The organism is Larsenimonas suaedae (assembly GCF_023712105.1).
Classification (GTDB): Bacteria; Pseudomonadota; Gammaproteobacteria; order Pseudomonadales; family Halomonadaceae; genus Larsenimonas; species Larsenimonas suaedae.
On sequence record NZ_JAMLJI010000001.1, the window covers coordinates 54,057 to 74,512 of the forward strand.

The following is a 20,456-nucleotide window of genomic DNA, read 5'->3' on the forward strand; positions in this document are numbered from 1 at the left end:
AGCGCGCCTAGGGCGCGCTCAAGTTCCTCCATCTGTCTTCACTAGTCTCCCCATCCGCCCCCCACTCGATCAGCGTTTCGCTTTTTTGCGGCGCAGCTTGTCCATGTAGAGATACACCACCGGGGTGGTGTAGAGCGTCAGCAGTTGGCTCACGATCAGCCCGCCCACGATCGCGATGCCAAGCGGTGCGCGGATGTCGGCGTTTTCATCAGTGCCGAACACCAGCGGCAGGGCGCCTAGAATCGCGGCGAGCGTGGTCATCATGATCGGTCGGAAGCGAACGATGGCCGCCTCCCGAATGGCGTCCAGTGGCGAAAGCCCCAGACGACGCTCGGCGTCGAGCGCAAAGTCCACCAGCATGATGGCGTTTTTCTTGACCACCCCGATCAACAAAATGATGCCGATGGCGGCGATCAGGGTGAACGGCTTGCCGAACACCATCAAAAGCAGCAACGCCCCGATGCCCGCGGAAGGAAGCGTCGACAGGATCGTAAGCGGATGGACGTAACTCTCGTACAAGATCCCGAGCACCAGATAGACCGTTAAAAGCGCGCCCAGAATCAGAAGCGGCATGGTCAGCGCGCTGTCCTGATAGGTGCCCGCGCTGCCCTCAAAACTGGTTTGAATCGAGGTGGGCAGGTTCAGTTGGTCCAGGCGTGCATTGATGTCGGCCGTGGCCTGACTCAGCGGCACTCCCTCGCGCAGGTTGAACGAGACCGTGGCGGCGGCGAACTGGCCCTGATGGCTGACGCTTACCGGCGTGTTGCCGCGCTCGATGCGGGTGAAGGCCGACAGCGGAACGCGCTGACCGTCGTTGCCAATCACGTGAAGCGTCGACAGCACCTCCGGCGAGCGCCGGTGGTCAGGCGCCAGTCCCATGATGACGTAATACTGATTGACGCCCTGGTAGATGCTTGCGACCTGATGCTGGCTGAAGGCGTTTTGCAGCAGCGTATCCACCATCGCCACGTTCACGCCGAGCTGGCTGGCGCGGGCGCGGTCGATGCGCACGACGCTTGAAAGCCCTTGCGTCTGACTGTCACTGCTGACACTCGTGATGCTTTCGACCTCGCGCATGGCCTCGCTCACGGTCGAGGTCCATTTGCCGAGTTCATCCAGGTCGTCGCTCTTGAGCGTCAGCTCGAACTGGCCATTGCTTTCGCGGCCGCCGAACTGAAGGTCCTGCATGGCCCGAAAGTAGACGTTCAGACCGGGTTCGTCCCTGAACGTTTCGCTCAGGCGGTTGGCGACGGCGTCAGTCGAGGCAGTGTGGTCTTTCTTGAGCGTCACAAACATCGTGACGGAGCTGCTGCCGCCGCCGCCCGGGCCTCCGCTACCGCCAAGCATACCGAGCACCTGCTCGACGTCAGGGTCGGCAAGCAGCCGCGTTCGAACGGCGTTGACCTTGTTGGTGAGCGCGTCGTAGGAAATGCTTTGATCGGCCTGAGCGCGGCCCATCAGCCGCCCGGTGTCCTGATTCGGAATCAGTCCCTTGTCGATCGCGGTATAGAGATAGCCATTCAGGACGATCACCGCGACCAGGGAAAGGAGCGTCAGGCGCCGATGATTGAGCGCGATATCGAGCGTTCTGGTGTAGCCACGCCCGATCGACTCGCCCAGCCGTTCGATGGCGCGTTTCCAGCGTACCCGGCCTTCGGGCTGGGTGTCGTGACGAAGCCAGCGCGCGCAGAGCATCGGCGTCAGCGTCAGCGACACTAAAAGCGACACCAGCACCGCAATGGAGAGCGTCATGGCGAACTCGTGAAACAGTCGTCCGACGAAGCCGCCGAGCAGCAACAGCGGAATGAAGACCGCAATCAACGAGATGCTCATCGACATGACGGTGAAACCGACTTCCCGGGCCCCGAGCAGGGCGGCGCGGAAGGGCGATTCGCCGCGCTCGATGTGTCGGGCGATGTTCTCGGTCACAACGATGGCGTCATCGACCAGAAAGCCGATCGCAACGATCAAGGCCATGAGCGACAGGCTATCGAGTGAGTAGCCGAGCAGGTACATCAGGCCGAACGTGCCGAGCACCGACACCGGAATCGTGGCGCTTGGAATCAACGTGGCGCGAAAGCTTCTGAGAAACACGAACACCACCATCACCACCAGCACCACCGCGATGATCAGCGTGAACTGGGTCTCGTTGAGCGAGGCCTTGATGCCGGGGGAGCGGTCCATGATGGTGGCAAGCTTCGCCCCCGGCGGCAGGGCGCGCTCGACGCCTGGCAGGCGTGCCTTGATGTCGCTGATGGTCTGCACCACGTTCGCGCCGCTGACGGTCTTGACGATCAAAAGGATGGCTTTTCGATCGTTGACAAAGCCCGTGCGGTAGAGGTCCTCGACCTGCTTGTCGATCGTCGCGACATCGCCCAGCCGAGTGATCTGGCCGTCGCCGTTGTCCTTGAGCACCAGCCGCTTGTAGCCCGCCACGTCGAACATCTGGCTGTCGGCGTCGATTTCCCAGCGGTAACGGTCGCTGTGCAGAAAGCCCTTGGGCGAATTGCTGTTGGCGTTTTGAATGGCGGTGGCGACATCGTCGAGCGCGATGCCTGCGTGATCGAGCGCGGCAGGGTCGAGGTCGACCCGAATGGCCGGCGATGAGCTGCCGGCGACCGAGACGCTGCCGACGCCGTTGACCTGAGCAATCTTGGGCGCGACCTGTTCGTCGGCGATCGAATAGAGCGTGCCCTGATCGATGTCGTCCGAGGTCAGCGCCAGAATGAAGACCGGCGCCGAGGCCGGGTTGAACTTGCGGTAGGTCGGCGGGCTTCGCATGGCGCTTGGCAAAAGCGCCTGGGCGGAGTTGATGGCGGCCTGCACCTGGCGGGCGGCGTCATCGACGTTCTTGTCCAGATCGAACTGAAGAATGATTCGGGTCGAGCCCTGGGAGCTCGAGGAGGTCATCTGATCGATGCCGGCAATTTCACCAAGTGAGCGCTCAAGCGGCGTGGCCACCGTCGAGGCCATGGTTTCAGGGCTTGCACCGGAGAGGCTTGCGCTAACCAGAATGACCGGAAATGCCACGTTGGGCAGCGGCGCGACCGGCAGGCGAAAGTAGGCCAGCGTGCCGGCAAGGATAACGGCAAGCGACAGCAGCAGGGTGCCGATCGGACGCCGGATGAACGGCGATGACAGGCTCACCTTGCCACCTCATCGGTGGTGTCAGTGTGCTGCCTGCGCGCGGTAGGGTCGCCGCCGGAGAGTCGGTCGAAGAACAGATAGATCACAGGCGTCGTGAACAGGGTCAGCAGCTGGCTGACCAAAAGCCCGCCGACCATCGCGATGCCCAGCGGCTGGCGCAGTTCGGCGCCGTAGCCCGAGGCGAACATCAACGGCAGTGCCCCGAGAAGGGCGGCAAAGGTGGTCATCATGATCGGTCGAAAGCGCAGGCAGGCGGCCTTGTAGATGGCCTCGCTCGGGCTCAGGCCGTCACGGCGCTGCGCATCCAGCGCGAAGTCAATCATCATGATCGCGTTTTTCTTGACGATACCGATCAACAATATGATACCGACGATACCGACCATGCCCAGCTCGAATCCGGACAGCATCAGCGCCAGCAGGGCGCCGATGGCGGCAGACGGCAGGGTGGAAAGAATCGTCAGCGGGTGGATGTAGCTTTCATAAAGTATGCCCAGCACGATGTACATCGTGACCACCGCGGCAAGAATCAGCCACAGAGTGTTGGCCGTCGAACTCGAAAACGACAGCGCCGCGCCTCGGTACTCAAGCGTCGTTCCGCTATCGAGCCCGGCAGAGGTCTGGGCGGTGTCGATGGCCTCGAACGCCTCGGACAGAGAGTGCCCTGGGGCCACATCGAACGACATCAGTGCCGACGGGAACTGATTGGTGCGCTGAATGGACAGGGGGGTTGTCGTCTCATGGGCGGACACCACGGTGGTCAGCGCAATCCTCTCGCCATCGTCGTTGTTGATGTAGATGCGCGATAGGGCCGAGGGCCCCTGTTGATGAGCCTGGGTGGCGCTTAAAACGACCCGATACTGATTGGCCTGGGTGAAAATGGTGGAAATCAGACGCTGGCCGAAGGCGCTGTAAAGCGCGTTGTCGATGTCGGCCACGCTGATGCCGAGGCGGCTCGCCCGATCGCGGTCGATGGTGAGCATCAGCTTGCGCCCCTGGTTTTGCATGTCAGTCGAGACACTTGAGAAGGCGGGGCTTTTCTCGAGCGCGCCCATCACCCGGTCGACGTCACCTGCCAGTACGCTGCGGTCGCTGTTACTCAGTGTGAACTGGTATTGATTGCGGCTGACGCTGTCTTCAAGTGTCAGATCCTGCACGGGTTGCAGGTAGAGCGTGACGCCCGGTACGTCACGTACCGACTGCTCGAGCCGCGCGATGATGTCGCCGATCGAGGCGTCGCGGTCATGAATCGGGGTCAATTGAATCTGAAGCCGCCCGGTGTTCAGGGTGGTGTTGGTGCCGTCGATGCCTGAAAAGGCCGTGATGTTCTTGACGGCGGGGTCGCGGGCAAGCCGTGTGGCCAGCTGGTGCTGGCGGGCCTGCATGGCGTCAAACGAGGTGTTTTGGCTGGCCACCGCAATGCCCCGAATGACACCGGTGTCCTGAGTGGGAAAAAGTCCCTTGGCAATGGCCAGATACAAAAGCGCCGTGACGCCGAAGGTGGCCACGGCAACCAAAAGCGTGAGCCGTTGATGTCTGAGCACCACCGCGAGCGCGCGCTGATAGGCCTGGCTCAGGCGGTCGAACAGGGTCATGCGGTGACGGTCGTCGGGCGTGTCGTTTGCGACCTTTTCCGGGACGTGTTTCAGCATCTTCGAGCAGAGCATCGGCGTCAGCGTGAGCGAGATGAACGCTGAGATGACGATCGAGATGGCAAGCGTGAGTGCGAATTCCTGAAAGAGCCGCCCGACCACATCCCCCATGAACAGCAAGGGAATCAGCACGGCCAGGAGCGACACCGTGAGCGAGACAATGGTGAAGCCGATTTCCTTCGAGCCGATCAGCGCCGCCTCCCGTGGCCGCTTGCCCTGCTCGATGTGGCGCATGATGTTTTCAAGCACCACGATGGCATCATCAATGACGAACCCGGTGGCAATCGTTAGTGCCATCAGAGACAGGTTGTTCAGGCTAAAGCCCAGCAGATACATCACGCCGAAGGTGCCGATCAGCGACAGCGGAACGGCAAGGCTTGGAATGAGGGTGGCGGGAATATTGCGCAGAAACAGAAACGTCACCATCACCACCAGCGCCACTGCCAGCATCAGCTCGAACTGCACATCGCTGATCGAGGCGCGAATGGTCTGGGTGCGATCGGTCATGACCTGAACCTTGATGTTCGAAGGCAGCGTGTTTTCGAGTTTGGGCAGCAGCCGCTTGATGTTGTCGACCACCTCGATCACGTTGGCACCGGGCTGGCGGCGGACGTTCATGATGATCGCGGGCTCGCCGTTGGCCGAGGCGCCGAGATAGGCGTTTTCACTGCCTTCCTCGATCCGGGCGACGTCTGAGAGCCTGAGCGCAGCGCCATTGTCGTACTTGAGGATCAAATCGGCGTATTGCTCGGGAGAGGTCAACTGATCGTTGGCGTCAATGGTCAGCGTGCGGTAGGGGCCATAGAGGCTGCCCTTGGCCTGGTTGACGTTGGCGGCATTGATGGTGGTACGAACGTCTTCCATATCAAGGCCGTGGGCCGCGAGTTTTCGAGTGTCGACCCGAACACGCACGGCAGGCTGATGGCCGCCGACCACGGACACTTCACCCACGCCGCTGATCTGTGACAGCTTCTGCGCCATTCGGGTATCGACCAGATCAAAGACCCGGGTCAGCGGCAGAGCGCTTGATGTGATCGCAAGGGTTATCACCGGCGTGTCGGCGGGGTTGACCTTGCTGTAGGCCGGCGGCCGGGGCAGGTCCGTCGGCAGCAGGCTGTTGGCCTGATTGAGGGCGGCCTGAACGTCCTGTTCCGCCACACCGATATCGCTGTCGAGCCCGAAACGCAGTGTGATGATCGAGGCGCCGCCGGTGCTGGTCGAGGTCATGTTGTCGAGCCCGGAAATTTCTCCAAGCTCATCTTCAAGCGGCCCGGTCACGTTCGAGAGCATGACATCCGGGCCGGCGCCGGGATAAAGCGTCTTGACCTGAATGGTGGGGTAATCCACCTGCGGCAGCGAGGACACGCTCAAGAGTCGATAGGCCAGAAGCCCCGCGATCAGGATGGCGGCCATCACCAGCGACGTGGCGATGGGGCGCTGAATAAACAGTCGGGAAGGGTTCATGCGTCGGCTCGTTACTGGCTGTCGGACAGGATGGTGCCGTGCGCGTTACCATCGTCGCTGTCGTCACCGGGCAGCGCCTGGCTCACGACCTTGACGGCGGCGCCGTCGCTCAAGCGGTCGACGCCATCGACCACCACGGTATCGCCGGCCTTGATGCCGCTTGCGATGGCCGCCTGATGGTCATTGCTTGCACTGAGGGTGACGGGGCGGCGCTCGACCGTCGCATCCTCCTTGACCCGGTACACGAAGTTCTGGCCGTCCTTGGTCTGGATCGCTGTTGCCGGGACGATAACCGCGTTATCAAGGCGCTCGAGCGTCAGCGTGACGTCGACAAACTGATTGGGAAACAGTGCACCGTCCTCGTTTTGAAAAAGGGCTCGCAGACGAAGGGTGCCGGTATCGGTGTCGATGGCGCTGTCGAGGCTTGTGACCTGGCCTTTGGCGATCACCTCGCCATCCTCGCTCAAGGTCGCCATAAGCGGCCGCGCTTGATCAAAGGCCTCGGTCAGTTGGGTTCGGTACTTCGATGGCAGCGCAAATACCACCGAGATGGGGGCGCTTTGGGTGATGGTGGCAATGGGGTTTTCGTCCCCCAGCTGCACGATATTGCCGGGGTCGACGTTTCGAATACCGAGCCGGCCGCTGACGGGCGCTGTGATGGTGGTGTAACCGAGCTGAACCTCTGCATTCTCGATGCTTGCCCGGTCGGCGCGGACCGCGCCCTCATAGCGCTTTACGGTCTGACGCTGGGTGTCGAGATCCTGCTGGGACACGTAGCTGCCACCGGCCAGTTTCTGAAAGCGGGCAAGGTCCTTGCGGGCGGTGTCGAGCTGGGACTGGTCCTGAGCGAGCTGGCCTTTCGCCTCCTCAAGCTGTGCCTGATAGCTTCTGGGGTCGATGCGGGCGATCACGTCGCCCTTGGCCACTTTTTGACCTTCCTGAGCCTCGATCGACAGCAGCTCGCCTTCAACACGAGGGCGAACCTCGACCGTGTTGAGCGAGGTGACCGTACCGAGCGCGTCCACGGTCACCGGGAAGGTGCCCTGGATTGCGTCCTGTGCGGCGACCGAGGTGGCCGGGCGCGTGGGCGGTTGGTCGGAGTCCGAATCAGCGTCGCCGGGCCAGAGCCAGATGCCAAGCGCGATCAAAAGCAAGGCGACCGCAACGAGGGTGAACCAGAAGGCCGGTGAACGGCGGCGGGACGGCGATGACGGGTTGGACATGCGACTCTCTACCAATTGTAAAACACGGGACGTGCGCAGATAACGGCAGCAAGGCACGCTTTTTGCACTTGGATGCCCTCAAGGGTAAAGAATTGGCATGGAAGAAGGAAACGCGAACTGAGTAAATTCTGCGCAAATTGCCGAAAGCCGCGATAACCGGCCCCTTCAAACGGGGCCGGTGTGGCGCAGGTTACTGTTGAGGTGCGATTTACTGTTGAGTGGTGGTTGAGTGGGGCGAGGGGGTGCTCTTGTCGAGGGCGAAGCCGTCGAAGGCGAAATCGTCCACGGTCAGCATATCGAGCACTTCCGCTTCGAACGCGTGCATGAAGCTGCCTTCCTCGTCGGTCAAAAGGCCACTTGCGATGCCTGCTTCGATGCGCTCCTCGGGGTGCAGCTTGTTCATCGGCAGCTCGCCCTTGGCGTAGGCCTTTTGAAGCTTGCGGTAGATCGGCTCGGCGCGCGGCATCTCTTCGAGCAGCTTGTTGTAGCGCTGCAGCGGGTTATCCCGGTTGCCGTCTTCCCATGTGTCCCAGGTCAGCTCGGTCAATCGGCTGCGCAGTGGCGTATCACTTGAAATGGCCTGTGCGATGCTCCGGGCGTCGTCATCCTGCGGCGGGCGATGGCGACGGCCACGCGGGAAGATAATGACCTTGAGCGCGCGGGCCATGGTTCGGTTCGGCAGATTGGCGAGAAACTCGATCAGCGCCTTTTCGGCCAGATAGAACAGGCGCATGAGGCTGAAGTCCAGAAGCGTTCGCTCGCCGTCGACCAGCGTTCGTTCGTCAGCCTGTTTGATGACCATCGATGCCAGATAGAGATTCGACAGCACGTCGCCAAGCCGGGCCGAGAGCATCTCGCGGCGCTTGAGCTGGCTTCCAAGTGAACCCATGGCTGCATCGGCGCACAGGGCGAAGGCCGAGCTCAGGCGGTCGATGGCGCTGACGTGCGGGGCAAGTACAGCGTCGAATTCCCGATGCTTCCGTGAAATCCCAAGGCCCTGGATCAGGCTGCGAGCGGCGTTGCCGGCGACGAACCCGAGGTGGCTGAAGACGGCGCCATCGAAGCCGATCAGGTCGTCCTCATCCTTGGCGGCCAGTTCTTTCAGAACGTAGGGGTGGCAGCGGATGGCGCCCTGGCCAAAGATCATCAGACTTCGGCCCATGATGTTGGCGCCCTCGACCGTGATCAAGACCGGCGTGGCGGCAAAGGCAAGGCCGATGTAGTTGCGCGGGCCGAGCGTGACGGCGCGGCCGCCGTGGACGTCCATGGCGTCGATCATGATCTCACGCGCCATTTCGGTCAGATGGGTCTTGAGAATGACCGAGGGCACTGCCGGCTTTACGCCGTGATCGATCATGTTGGCGGTGTGCATCACCGCGGCCTGGGCGATGTAGGCGCGGCTGGCGATTCGGGCCAGCGCTTCCTGAACGCCTTCCATTTCCGCGACCGGCTGATTGAACTGACGGCGAATGCGGGTGTAGCCGCCGGCGAGGCCGACCATGTAGCGGCCTTCACCGCTGGAGCCTGAGGGCAGGGTAATGCAGCGTCCGATCGAGAGGCACTCGACCAGCATGCGCCAGCCCTGGCCGGCCATGTCCGGGCCGCCGATGATCCAGTCAAGCGGGATGAATACGTCCTTGCCGCGGATCGGACCATTCATGAAGGGGCTGCCGATGGGGTGGTGGCGCCGACCGATCGCCATACCCTCGGTTTCGCGAGGGATAAGGGCGCAGGTGATGCCGATGTCTTCCTGCTCACCGAGCAGGTGGTCGGGGTCAAACATTCGGAACGCGAGCCCGACGACTGTCGCGATCGGGGCAAGCGTGATCCAGCGCTTGTCGAAGGTAAGGCGAATGCCCAGGCGTTCTTCGCCGTCGAACAGTTGTCGGCAGACAACACCGACGTCCGGAATGGAGGTCGCATCACTGCCTGCACGGGGCCCGGTCAAGCCAAAGCAGGGAATTTCCCGGCCATCGGCCAGGCGGGGCAGGTAGTGATTTTTCTGCTCGTCGGTGCCGTACTTCATCAAGAGTTCGCCTGGACCGAGCGAGTTGGGCACGCCCACGGTCACCATCAGGGTCTCATCGATCGAGAGCTTTTGAAGCACCGCCGATTGCGCCCGCGCCGAAAAGCCGAGCCCGCCGTACTCCTTGGGAATAATCATGCCGAAAAAGCGTTCTTTTTTCAGGTACTCCCAGAGTTCGGGAGGGAGGTCGGCCCGTTCACGTGAAATTTCCCAGGCATTGCACATGCTGGCGGCAACCGAGCACTGATTATCCAGAAAAGCCTGCTCGTCATCGGTGAACTCGGGCAGACGCTGTTCGCGAAGCCGCTTCCAGTCGGGTTGTCCACTGAACAGCTCGCCGTCCCAGAATACGGTTCCAGCTTCGAGCGCAATACGCTCGGTGGGCGATACCCGCGGGGCGACCTGCTTGAACAGGCGGAAAAGGCGAGGGGTCAGCCAGTGCCGGCGCACGTTCTTGAGCCCGCACACGGCAAGCACCAGACCGATGATCAGCCAGAGCACACCGATGACCCAACAATGAAGGATCAGGGCAAGGGCACCTGCACCTAAGAAAAGCGCCATCTGGGGTTTGGCACCGAGCTCGCGGGCCATCATCCAGAGACTGAGGCCAAGCGTTGCCACGAAAATGAGGGCGGTTGTCATAGAGCACTCCTTGGATCGAATCAAACGACCGTTTGAATGCACTGTAGTCGAGGATAGACCGCGAAACCAGCCCTGCTAAAGATGTATAAAGTTTCTAATACGCGCAATCACGAGGCGTAAAAAAGCCCGCACATGGCGGGCTTGGTCGGCATGCTGACGGCATCAGCTTTGGCGCTTGGGCGTGCCGCGTGCCGGGCGGCCGTCGGCCTTGAAGTAGGGCGCGTCGGATTTCGGCAGCGGCTGGCGGCCACGCACCTTATCGGCGAGCTTTTCCGCCATCATGATTGTGGTGGCGTTCAGGTTGCCGGTCACGATCACGGGCATCAGCGAGGCGTCGATGACGCGCAGACCCTCCATGCCGTGCACCTGGCCATCGGCGTTGACGACGGCCATGTCGTCATCGCCCATTTTGCAGCTGCCACAGGGGTGATAGGCGGTCTCGGCGTGCTCGCGTACGAACGCATCGAGGGCCTCATCGCTTGTGACGTCGGCGCCCGGGGAAATTTCAGGGCCACGGAATTCATCCATCGCCGGCTGATTGATGATGTTCCGGGTCAGACGGATCGCGGCGCGAAACTCTTCCCAGTCGCGCTCTTCGGCCATGTAATTGAACAGAATGCTCGGCGCGGCGTGCAGGTCTCTTGAGCGCAGTTTGACGCGGCCACGGCTGTTGGAGCGCATTGAGCCTACGTGGGCCTGAAATCCGTGGGCTTCGACCGCGCTCTTGCCGTTGTAGCTGATGGCAATCGGCAGGAAGTGGTATTGCAGGTTCGGCCACTGTTCACTGTCATCGCTTCGAATGAACGCACCGGCTTCGAACTGGTTGCTGGCGCCGATGCCCTGGCCTTTTACCATCCACTCAAGCCCGATCTTTGGCTGGTTGTACCACTTGAGCGCCGGGTAGAGTGAAATCGGTTTCTTGCACTCGTACTGAATGTACATCTCCAGGTGGTCCTGAAGGTTCTTGCCAACGCCTGGCAGTGCATGAACGACATCGATGTCGAGTTCCTTGAGCCAGTCCGGGTCACCGACGCCTGAGCGCTGAAGAATCTGGGGCGAGGCAATGGCGCCGGCGCACAGGAGCACTTCCTTGCGGGCGCGCACTTCGTGCTTGTCGCCTTTTTGCTCATAGGCCACGCCAACGGCGCGTTTGCCCTCGAACAAAATGCGATCGGTCGTTGCGTGCACCTCAATGGTCAGGTTATCGCGGCCCTTGGCCTGATCGAGGTAACCGCGCGCGGTCGAGGCGCGCCGCCCGTTCGGCGTGGTGGTGCGGTCCATCGGGCCGAAGCCTTCCTGCTGCTGGCCGTTGAGGTCATCGGTTTCGGGATAGCCCGCGTCGACACCTGCCTGAACAAACGCGTGAAACAGCGGGTTATTGCCCGCTTTCGGTGTGGCAACACTTACCGGGCCATCGCCGCCGTGATAGTCGTTGGGGCCGATGTCGCGGCTTTCCGCCTTGCGGTAGTAGGGCAGGCAATCGGCGTAGGTCCAGTCGGCAAGGCCTGGCTTCTGGGCCCAGTTGTCCAGATCCATGGCGTTGCCACGGATGTAGCACATGCCGTTGATCAGCGAGGAGCCACCAAGGCCCTTGCCGCGACCACACTCCATCCGGCGATTGTCCATATGGGGTTCCGGGTCGGTCTCGAACGCCCAGTTATAGCGCTTGCCTTGCAGCGGGTAGGCGAGTGCTGCCGGCATCTGGGTGCGAAAATCGAACCGGTAGTCCGGGCCGCCGGCTTCGAGCAGCAGAACGGTCACGTCCTTGTCTTCGGTCAGCCGGGTGGCAAGCACGTTGCCGGCCGAGCCGGCCCCAATGATGATGTAATCGAATTCCTGGCGATCTGCCATAAAGGGATCCCTCTTTATCAGGTCGTCGGTTCGTTCAGACGAGTGTGGCCGGGGCAGCCGTGCTGCGCCGGCCTCATGGCGATGGGCTTAGAACGCGGATTCGAACGGGCCCATCTCGATCTGAACCGATTTGATGCGGGTGTAGTGGCCGAGGGTAACCAGTCCGTTCTCGCGTCCCACGCCGGACTGCTTGTAGCCGCCGACCGGCATCTCGGACGGAGAGTCACCCCAGGTGTTGACCCAGCAGATACCGGCTTCCATTTGGTGGATTACCCGGTGGGCGCGGTTGAGGCTTTCGGTGAAGACGCCTGCGGCCAGGCCGTACTCGGTGTCGTTGGCGCGGCGAATCACTTCGTCCTCGTCCTCAAAGCTCAGTACCGACATGACCGGGCCGAAAATCTCTTCACGCACGATGCGCATGTCGTCGGTGCAGTCGGTGAAGATGGTCGCCTCGACGTAGGCGCCCTTGGCGAAGTCGCCGTCGGTCATGCGGTTGCCGCCGGTCAGAAGACGCGCGCCTTCCTGCTTGCCGAGCTCCATATAGGACAGGACTTTTTCCATGTGCTCGAAGCTGACCAGCGGGCCGAAATTGGTCGTGGCGTCGAGCGGGTCGCCGGCCTTGATGTTCTTGACGCGCTCAAGCAGCTTTTCCTCGAACGCGTCCTTGATGCTGTGCTCGACAAACACGCGTGTGCCGTTGGTGCAGACCTGACCGGTCGAGTAGAAATTGGCCATCATGGCGCCATCGACCGCACGGTCGAGATCGGCGTCGGCAAACACCAGAAGCGGCGACTTGCCGCCAAGTTCCATGGTGACTTCCTTGAGCGAGGAGGACGCCGAGGACGACATGACCTTCTTGCCGGTGCCGACTTCGCCGGTAAAGGAGATCTTGTCGATGCCCTTGTGTTCGGTCAGCATCGCGCCGACGCGGCCATCCCCATGCACCACGTTGAAGACGCCCGCAGGTAGGCCGGCTTCTTCGAAGATATCGGCCAGTTTCATTGCGGTCAGCGGCGTGACTTCGCTGGGCTTGAAGATCATGGCGTTGCCGGTGGCAAGGGCAGGTGCCGATTTCCAGCAGGCGATCTGGATCGGGTAGTTCCAGGCGCCAATGCCTGCGCAGACGCCAAGCGGCTCGCGCCGGGTATAGACAAAGGAGTCTTCGCGCAGCGGAATCTGCTCGCCTTCGACCGCAGTGGCAAGACCTGCGTAGTACTCGAGCGCGTCGGCACCGGTGACGATGTCCACCGCGGTGGTCTCGCTCATGGCCTTGCCGGTATCGAGGGATTCGAGCTTGGCAAGCTCATCGTTTTGTTCGCGAAGCAGGGCGACGGCGCGACGAAGAATGCGTGAGCGCTCCATGCCGGTCATGGCACGCCAGACCTTCTGGCCTTCTCGGGCAGCGGCGACAGCGCGGTCGACGTCCTGCTGAGAGGCTTGCTGTACGGTCGCAAGCACTTCGCCGGTGGCCGGGTTGATCGTCTCGAAGGTTTCGCCGGATGTGGCGTCGACCCGTTCTCCGTTGATGTAGAGTTTCTGAGTCTCGAAAACGCTCATGAGATGCTCTCCTTTGAGGGATGTCGGTGGGCGGTCGCTGATGTGGGGCGAGTGCCCCTGTTGGCGGTCGACGCCGTTAGTTTTTCATCGATATAGTCGAAGGCTATGTGAATGGCGCGCTCGGCATTAAGCCCCTCTGGGGCAAGCGCACCTCTGAGCCACAGGCCGTCGATCAGGGCCGCAAGGCCACGAGCGGCCTCCTGGGCATCGCGCCGTGGCATATGTTTTCGGAACTGGCAGCAGAGGTTCGAATAAAGCCTGCGGTCGTTGACCCGCTGAAGACGCATCAGGTCGTCCCGGTGCATGCTGGTCGCCCAGAACGCGAGCCAGGTTTTCATGACCGAGCGGCTGACCTGGGTATCATCGAAGTTGGCCTCGACGATGGCGCGAAGATGCGCCTTGGCATCCGATGTGCCAAGCGCACGGCGGCGAGTGCTTACAGTGGCGCCGAGCTCTGCAAGAATAAACCGCATTGTGGCCTCAAGTAGGCCATCCTTGCCGCCGAAGTAGTGGCTGATGATGCCGGTCGACACGCCTGCGGTCCGGGCAATACGTGCGATGGTCGTATCGGCGAGCCCCGCTTCATCGATGGCCTGCATCGTGGCCTGGATGAGCTGGTGGCGCCGGATGGGTTCCATTCCAACCTTGGGCATGCGAACTCTCCTGAGCATCCTGCGGCTAAAAGGTGGTCGGGCTAAAGGATCAGTCTATCAATTTTTATTGAACATTCAATTAAAAAAGAGGCCTCCTTTCCGGCATACTAACGTCAAAACGGTCAGTGCAGTGGGGCACTTCGCCGTTCGTGTTTTCATCGCCTATTCGTTCGTATCTTCATCGCCTACTAGAAACCCTAGCAGACGCACGCCGTCTTTTTATGTGCGCTTATACATCGAGGGCTTGCACTATCGTATCAAGCGTGTAGAATGCGCGCCGTTGTTGGCTACGTAGCTCAGCTGGTTAGAGCACATCACTCATAATGATGGGGTCCCCTGTTCGAATCAGGGCGTAGCCACCACACTGACGTAGAAAAAAGGTTTCAAAAGCATAAGAGGGTTGACCTCTTCCTTGAAATCCTTATACTACGCCGCGTACTTAAAGGTTGTTCCCCGATAGCTCAGTTGGTAGAGCAAATGACTGTTAATCATTGGGTCACAGGTTCGAGTCCTGTTCGGGGAGCCATTTAACGTACACTGCACCAAGTTGTTCCCCGATAGCTCAGTTGGTAGAGCAAATGACTGTTAATCATTGGGTCACAGGTTCGAGTCCTGTTCGGGGAGCCACCTTCTAGATCGCATGATCTTTCTTGTTTTCACTGAGCCAACGTTTGTTGCGTCTCGGTTTTTTTGCGTTTGGTACTTTCCTCCTTTTCTATAACGTGCGGGTCATTTTCAATGACGCCGGGCGCGTGTTCTCTCGCCATTTTCATGGCTCATGACGCTTTCCTGATTCCTTTTGTCGCGAGACAGCTACGACCTTTGACTAAGTCGCTTCACGTAGCGTTTTCCGATTTGGTTATGATATAACGTTTTCGCGTTTTTCAGGGTTCATCGGGAGTCTTCTTTGACATCATCAGCATACGACTCGGTTCTCGAGGTCGAGGATCTTTGTATCCATCTGGGCGGTCGTATGGTGGTAGATCATCTGACCTTTCGGCTCGGGGTGGGGGAGCGCATGTGCCTGCTTGGCCCATCCGGGTCGGGAAAATCCCTTACCGCACGTGCGCTGCTTGGCCTTTCATCGCCTCGGGCGTCGGTTTCGGGCGCGATCCGAATCAACGGCATCGATGTCAGTGCGCGCAAGGCAATGCAGCGCCCTGAAACGGCTCGCGTCGGCATGGTGTTTCAAAACACCCAGGCGGCCCTGAACCCGCTGGTCACGGTGGGCGCTCAGCTGCGCGCCCCATTTATCCGTTTTCACGGCATGAGCCAGCGTGATGCCCAGCGGGCGGCGATTGAGCTGTTGGGGCGGATGAGGGTCGAGGCGCCCGACCAGGTCGTGCAACGAAGTTCCGGAGAGCTTTCCGGCGGGCAGCGTCAACGTGTTTGTCTCGCACTGGCGCTGGCCTGCCGACCCTCACTTCTGGTTGCCGATGAGCCGACCACTGCGCTCGATGTGCTCGCACAGGCGGACGTGTTGAGCCTGCTTTCCGAGTGCACCGGTACCGATGCCACGCCGTCACTGCTGTTCATTTCACATGACATGAGCGCCGCCGCAAGGCTTTGTGATCGTGCGGTCATTCTTGATGAAGGGCGTCTGGTCGAGGAGGGGGCGCTCGAAAAGATCATGGCTCGGCCTTCCCACCGGTTTTCGAAGTCATTGGTTGACGCGATCGAGCGTCACGCGGTGCCGGCCGCACGGAGCAATGGCCTCGAGGCGTTTTCGGGGTGTGCATGCCACATCTAGGCAGGCTTAACGATGACGGTTCGTTGCTCAAGGTCGAGGCGCTTGAGAAGCATGTCACGCTGCCGGGCCCGTTCTGGGCTAAAAAAGCGCGGCGGCGTACGCTCGATTCCGTCAGTTTCAGTATCTTTCAAGGCGAGCTCATCGGGCTGGCCGGGGTGTCCGGTGCCGGCAAGACCACGCTTTTGAACTTGATGCTGGGCCTTGACCGCGCCGATGCCGGGCACGTCATATGCGAAGGTCAGCTCATAAGGCCTGGCTCTGCGCGCGCGCTGCGCTGGTATCGACGCGCCGTTCAATACATCCCGCAAGACCCCGCGTCATCGCTTGACCCGCGCATGACGGTCAAGGCGTTGATTCGCGAACCGCTCAAACGGCTCAAGATCAAGGCCGATCATGCGGCCCGTATTGACGAGGCGCTCGAGCAGGTTGGCCTGTCACCGGAATTTTTGAGCCGCCGGCCTGATGAGCTCTCGGGCGGGCAGGCCCAGCGTGTGGCGATTGCCCGCGCCATCGTTGTGCGCCCGAAACTGTTATTGGCTGACGAGCCGTTAAGCGGGCTCGACCTGCCAATGCAGGCGCACATCACGGATGTATTGAAGCGCCTCAATCACGAGGCCGGCATCGGGCTTTTGCTCATTTCCCACGATCTATCGGTGGTATGCCGCTTGTGCCAGAGAACAATCATTCTTGATCGCGGCGCCATCATCGAAGACCGCCCGACGCCCGAGCTTTTTGATGCCCCGGGGCACGAGCGAACGATTGCACTGATCGATGCCGCAGCGGGGCACCGGTCAAGCGCAGTGAATGCCCAACCGTTTCCCTTTACGTGACGACTCTACAGGAGAGCAAGCCAAGATGTTTCGAGCCCATTCACTGTTTCGCAGTGCGTTGACCCTGCCTGCCATGGCGCTATCGGTTGCGATGCTTGCCGGCTGCCAGCAGGACGAGGCCGATGAGACTAAAACCGAGGCTCAGGCGGATCAGCGCATTCGGGTGGCCATGCTTCAGCCGCCGCGCTCCGGGCTCAACCCCTTGACCGACGATGCCTTCAAGCTCTCGCGCTGGAGTACAGCTGAAACGTTGGTGCGTCTTAACAAGCAGGGCGAGCCTCAGCCGTTTCTTGCAACGAACTGGACGCGGGTCGACCCGAACACCTGGCGGTTCGAGCTTCGAGACAATGTGCTATTTCACGATGGCACACCGTTGACCGCCAATCAGGTACGCGCTGCCTTGACCGCAGCCATTCACGCCTCGCCCAAGCCACGGATTCTCGATGGTGTATCGATGCAGGTCGAGGCTGACGGCGAGAACGCCGTGGTCGTTCGTACCGAGGACGCAGACCCGCTCGTGCCCAACCGGTTGTCCAGCCCGCAGCTCGCGATTCTGGCGGCCAAGGCTTATGGCGATGACGGGCGCGTCAACCCGATCGAGGCGGGCACGGGCCCGTTCGTACTGAAGGAAATCAATGGCACTCAAAGCGCTCGGCTCGACCGGTTCGACGGGTACTGGGGCGATAAGGCCAAGCTTTCTGGTATCGATGCCGATTACGTGCCGGACGGCACAGCGCGCGGTGCGGCGCTTCGCACCGGGGAAGCCGATGTGGTCGAGGCTGTGCCGGTCTCACAGGTGGCCTTGATCGATCAGGCGCTGGTGCACGAGGTGCCGATGCCGCGTACCAACACGCTTTATCTCAATACCCGCACCGGTGCGTTCATGTCACCGGAAATGCGTGCGGCAGCGCGGGAGGCGCTCGACCGGGCAGCAATCGTTCGCACTGTCTATGAAGGTCGCGCCGATGAGGCCAGGGGGCTGCTCGGCCCGGCGCTTGACTGGGCCGACGGCCTGCGCACGCCCATCGAGCGGCCACAGGCGGCGGACCCAGGCGGCGCGCAGATTACGCTTGGTACCTTTACCGACCGGGCAGAGCTTCCGGAAGTGGCGGTTCTTCTGGAGCAGCAGTTAGAGGCGGCCGGGTTCGAAGTGCAGCAGGAAGTGCGTCAGTACGCGCACATCGAATCGGACATGCTGGCCGGCAAGTTCGATGCGTTCATTCTCTCCCGCGCCACCATGCTCGATTCAGGCGACCCGGTAGCGTACATGTACAGTGATTTTGCCTGTAATGGGTCGTTCAATATTGCGCAGCTGTGTGATCCGCGTATCGATGCCGCGCTCGAACGCGCCGCTGACCTTGAGCCCGGCCCGGAACGGCGCCAGGCCATCATCGAGGCCGAGGCGGCAATCCTTGCAACCGATGCAGCGGTACCGATGCTGCATGAGCGGGTAATCCAGGGCGAGTCGACACGGGTGCGCGGTGCGGTGCGCGACCCGCGTGAGCGCGAGCTCATCAACGAGCACACCCGGTTTGTCGATAATGGCTCAGATTGAGCAACCCGCACTCGGTGTTGAACCGACAGCGCCCACGTCGCCCAAGGCGACGTGGCGGTTCGATGGCCGGGCATTGATTCCAGCGCTTTCAAGGTTTGTGACCCTGGGAGCTGTCATTGTGTTGGTTGGGCTGCTGCCATGGCTGTCCGGCCGTGATCCGGCGCTCAGTATCTTGCGTGCACGTGCGGGTGATCAGAACCCCACCGAGGAAGCGCTGGCCTCGATTCGGGCTCAGCTCGGACTTGATATGGGCCCCTTTGAAAAGCTTCAGAGTTGGCTGGTTGGCTTGATGCATGGCGATGCCGGGACGTCCTGGATTTCAGGCGGGCCTGTTCTACCCGGCATGCTGAGCGCCGCCCAGGTCTCTTTGGTGCTGATGGGGTCAGCGCTTGTGGTTGCGCTGGTAACGGCCGTGCTGATCTGTCTGCCGGCCATGAAGCGTGGGCTTGCGGGAGAGCCATCCTCCAGCTCGGGCGCCGTCGGTGCGGCCATTACGGCATTGCCTGAGTTTCTATTGGCCTCCCTGTTGCTCGTGGTGTTTGCGGCATGGCTTCAGTGGTTGCCGCCCTACGGCTGGGGTGAGGTTCGACATGCAGTGCTGCCGGCGCTTGCGCTTGGGCTGCCGGCCGGCGGATTATTGGGGCGGCTCTTCAGTGACGCGCTGACCGCGGCCTTTTCAGAGGCCTGGGTCGCGACCTGGCACACGGCCGGTTTCACTCGGCGCCAGATCGGCAGGGCTGCGCTCATGCGAACGCTTCCAAGTCTCATGCCGCAGATCGGGCTTGTCATTGTCGGGCTGACCGGTGGCGCCATTGCGGTGGAGCAGGTGTTTTCCATCCCGGGGCTTGGGCGGGCAACGCTTGGGGCGGCCTCGGCGCAGGATCTACCGGCGTTGCAAACGGGCATTCTGATTCTACTGGGCCTTGCGGTCATGCTTGGTGGCGCGGCCAATCTCGTTCGAACGCTTTTATTGGGGCGGGCGCTTCAAGCCGGTTCGATGCCGGTTGCCCCGGAGGCTGGCCTCGCTGGCCGCGGGCGCTGGGTCGTGCCGGCGCTTGCCGCTGCGCTCCTAGTGATTGTGGTGGTTGCCGGACTCGGGCGAGACCCGATGCTCTCGAATTACCTGCGCCTTCAGCCGCCAAGCCTTGCGTTGCCGCTCGGGGCTGACGGTACAGGCCGGGATATTTTAGCGCGCATCAGTCACGGGGCGGTGTCGACCATCGGCATGGCGCTGGTCACACTCTTGATCACATTCGTGGTCGGGGTGTTCATCGGGCTGATGCCGCGCGTTGCGGCCGGGCCGATCGAGGTCACCAATGCAACGCCACCAGTGATCGCCGGGCTGATCGTGGCCGGTATCATGGGGCCGAGCGCGAGCGGGGCGGTGCTCGCCGTGACCGCCGTGACCTGGGCGCCGCTGGCGGCGCATACGTCTGCGCTGGTGACAGAGGTGATGGGTCAGGCGCACGTTCGAATCACGCCCATGCTTGGGGTCGGCCGGTGTCGTCTCGTTAGTCGCTATCTGCTGCCGGCCATCATCGTGCCGGTGTTTCGCCATGCGATGCTTAGGCTTCCCGGTACGGCGCTTGCGCTGGCGGCGCTTGGCTTTCTCGGTCTCGGGCCGCGTCCGCCAGAGCCTGAATGGGGGCTTTTATTGTCGGAAAGCATGCCGTACCTGGAACGCGCGCCGTGGGCGGTTCTGGTGCCATCACTCGCGCTTGTGTTGATGTCGGTGTTGGCGGTGTCCCTCTCTCTTATCGGTCGTCGGCGCTAGTTTCAGTCGGCGTCAGGCGCCGAGCGCTGTTTTCTGCCTTTCTTATGCTGAAACCGTCACAGCGTTCTGGCGGCCTGTACTGTTTCAGCGTATAACGCCTCCATTGTGCCCCGTGCGCCTCAAGGCGAGGCGTATTCCGTCATACCGCGTCCTGCACGTTGAATGGATCGGCATCGTTTGATTCGCCATTGTGGCTATACTTGGATGATCCTCTCCTCGGTCTTTTCATTTCATCCTGGAAGGGTAAGCGTTATTGCATCGATCTTGGCGCCTGGCTTGAAGGGTGTGCCGCGTGGCCGGGGTATTGAGGGTGTGTGGTTATTTCAATGTTGTTT

The 20,456-nt window shown here is 61.4% G+C and carries 11 protein-coding genes and 3 tRNA genes; 7 read left to right on the forward strand and 7 right to left on the reverse strand.

The features are described 5' to 3' along the window. Positions 1 to 69: 69 nt before the first annotated feature. The 7 genes from NAT49_RS00265 to betI all read right to left on the reverse strand — a co-directional run bounded on the left by NAT49_RS00265 (position 70) and on the right by betI (position 14,212). Positions 70 to 3,147, reverse strand: a complete 3,078-nt coding sequence (locus tag NAT49_RS00265; protein ID WP_251589448.1) for an efflux RND transporter permease subunit — start codon at positions 3,145 to 3,147, stop codon at positions 70 to 72. After that, positions 3,144 to 6,260 (reverse strand): multidrug efflux RND transporter permease subunit, encoded by a 3,117-nt coding sequence (locus NAT49_RS00270; RefSeq protein ID WP_251589450.1) that lies wholly within the window; start codon positions 6,258 to 6,260, stop codon positions 3,144 to 3,146. Before NAT49_RS00270 ends, NAT49_RS00265 begins: the two co-directional genes overlap by 4 nt. Before the next feature lie 11 nt (positions 6,261 to 6,271). Further along, positions 6,272 to 7,483, reverse strand: a complete 1,212-nt coding sequence (locus NAT49_RS00275) for an efflux RND transporter periplasmic adaptor subunit (protein ID WP_251589453.1) — start codon at positions 7,481 to 7,483, stop codon at positions 6,272 to 6,274. A 208-nt stretch (positions 7,484 to 7,691) separates the two neighbouring features. Beyond that, positions 7,692 to 10,151, reverse strand: coding sequence for an acyl-CoA dehydrogenase (locus tag NAT49_RS00280; protein WP_251589455.1), 2,460 nt, complete (start codon positions 10,149 to 10,151; stop codon positions 7,692 to 7,694). Positions 10,152 to 10,313: 162 nt separating this feature from the next. Then, positions 10,314 to 12,002: a choline dehydrogenase gene (gene betA, locus NAT49_RS00285; RefSeq protein WP_251589457.1), complete on the reverse strand. Its 1,689-nt coding sequence runs from the start codon at positions 12,000 to 12,002 to the stop codon at positions 10,314 to 10,316. 87 nt (positions 12,003 to 12,089) lie between these two features. After that, positions 12,090 to 13,559, reverse strand: a complete 1,470-nt coding sequence (gene betB / locus NAT49_RS00290; protein ID WP_251589459.1) for a betaine-aldehyde dehydrogenase — start codon at positions 13,557 to 13,559, stop codon at positions 12,090 to 12,092. After that, entirely contained in the window at positions 13,556 to 14,212 is a 657-nt protein-coding gene (betI, locus tag NAT49_RS00295) for a transcriptional regulator BetI (RefSeq protein WP_251589461.1), read from the reverse strand. Before betI ends, betB begins: the two co-directional genes overlap by 4 nt. 285 nt (positions 14,213 to 14,497) lie before the next feature. On the opposite strand from betI, the gene NAT49_RS00300 reads away from it, so the two are divergent. From NAT49_RS00300 to NAT49_RS00330, 7 genes are all read left to right on the forward strand, one after another. Further along, positions 14,498 to 14,574, forward strand: a tRNA-Met gene (locus NAT49_RS00300). Between the two features lie 88 nt (positions 14,575 to 14,662). Further along, positions 14,663 to 14,738: transfer RNA gene (locus tag NAT49_RS00305), tRNA-Asn, on the forward strand. A 25-nt stretch (positions 14,739 to 14,763) separates the two neighbouring features. Next, positions 14,764 to 14,839, forward strand: a tRNA-Asn gene (locus NAT49_RS00310). Between the two features lie 280 nt (positions 14,840 to 15,119). Beyond that, the gene (locus NAT49_RS00315; RefSeq protein WP_251589463.1) at positions 15,120 to 15,962 is read left to right on the forward strand and encodes an ATP-binding cassette domain-containing protein; all 843 of its coding nucleotides are present in this window, start codon (positions 15,120 to 15,122) and stop codon (positions 15,960 to 15,962) included. Next, on the forward strand, positions 15,950 to 16,792 hold the full coding sequence (locus NAT49_RS00320) for an ABC transporter ATP-binding protein (protein WP_251589465.1): 843 nt from the start codon (positions 15,950 to 15,952) through the stop codon (positions 16,790 to 16,792). The genes NAT49_RS00315 and NAT49_RS00320 overlap by 13 nt, the downstream gene beginning before the upstream one ends. A 25-nt stretch (positions 16,793 to 16,817) precedes the next feature. Further along, on the forward strand, positions 16,818 to 18,347 hold the full coding sequence (locus NAT49_RS00325; RefSeq protein WP_251589467.1) for an ABC transporter substrate-binding protein: 1,530 nt from the start codon (positions 16,818 to 16,820) through the stop codon (positions 18,345 to 18,347). After that, the gene (locus tag NAT49_RS00330) at positions 18,334 to 20,121 is read left to right on the forward strand and encodes an ABC transporter permease subunit (RefSeq protein ID WP_251589469.1); all 1,788 of its coding nucleotides are present in this window, start codon (positions 18,334 to 18,336) and stop codon (positions 20,119 to 20,121) included. The genes NAT49_RS00325 and NAT49_RS00330 overlap by 14 nt, the downstream gene beginning before the upstream one ends. Positions 20,122 to 20,456 lie beyond the last annotated feature (335 nt).

Coding starts and splice junctions, on each gene's coding strand:
- NAT49_RS00270 (WP_251589450.1), bottom strand. CDS start 6,260: ATGAACCCTTCCCGACTGTTTATTCAGCGCCCCATCGCCACGTCGCTG.
- NAT49_RS00275 (WP_251589453.1), bottom strand. CDS start 7,483: ATGTCCAACCCGTCATCGCCGTCCCGCCGCCGTTCACCGGCCTTCTGG.
- NAT49_RS00280 (WP_251589455.1), bottom strand. CDS start 10,151: ATGACAACCGCCCTCATTTTCGTGGCAACGCTTGGCCTCAGTCTCTGG.
- betA (WP_251589457.1), bottom strand. CDS start 12,002: ATGGCAGATCGCCAGGAATTCGATTACATCATCATTGGGGCCGGCTCG.
- betB (WP_251589459.1), bottom strand. CDS start 13,559: ATGAGCGTTTTCGAGACTCAGAAACTCTACATCAACGGAGAACGGGTC.
- betI (WP_251589461.1), bottom strand. CDS start 14,212: ATGCCCAAGGTTGGAATGGAACCCATCCGGCGCCACCAGCTCATCCAG.
- NAT49_RS00320 (WP_251589465.1), top strand. CDS start 15,950: ATGCCACATCTAGGCAGGCTTAACGATGACGGTTCGTTGCTCAAGGTC.
- NAT49_RS00325 (WP_251589467.1), top strand. CDS start 16,818: ATGTTTCGAGCCCATTCACTGTTTCGCAGTGCGTTGACCCTGCCTGCC.
- NAT49_RS00330 (WP_251589469.1), top strand. CDS start 18,334: ATGGCTCAGATTGAGCAACCCGCACTCGGTGTTGAACCGACAGCGCCC.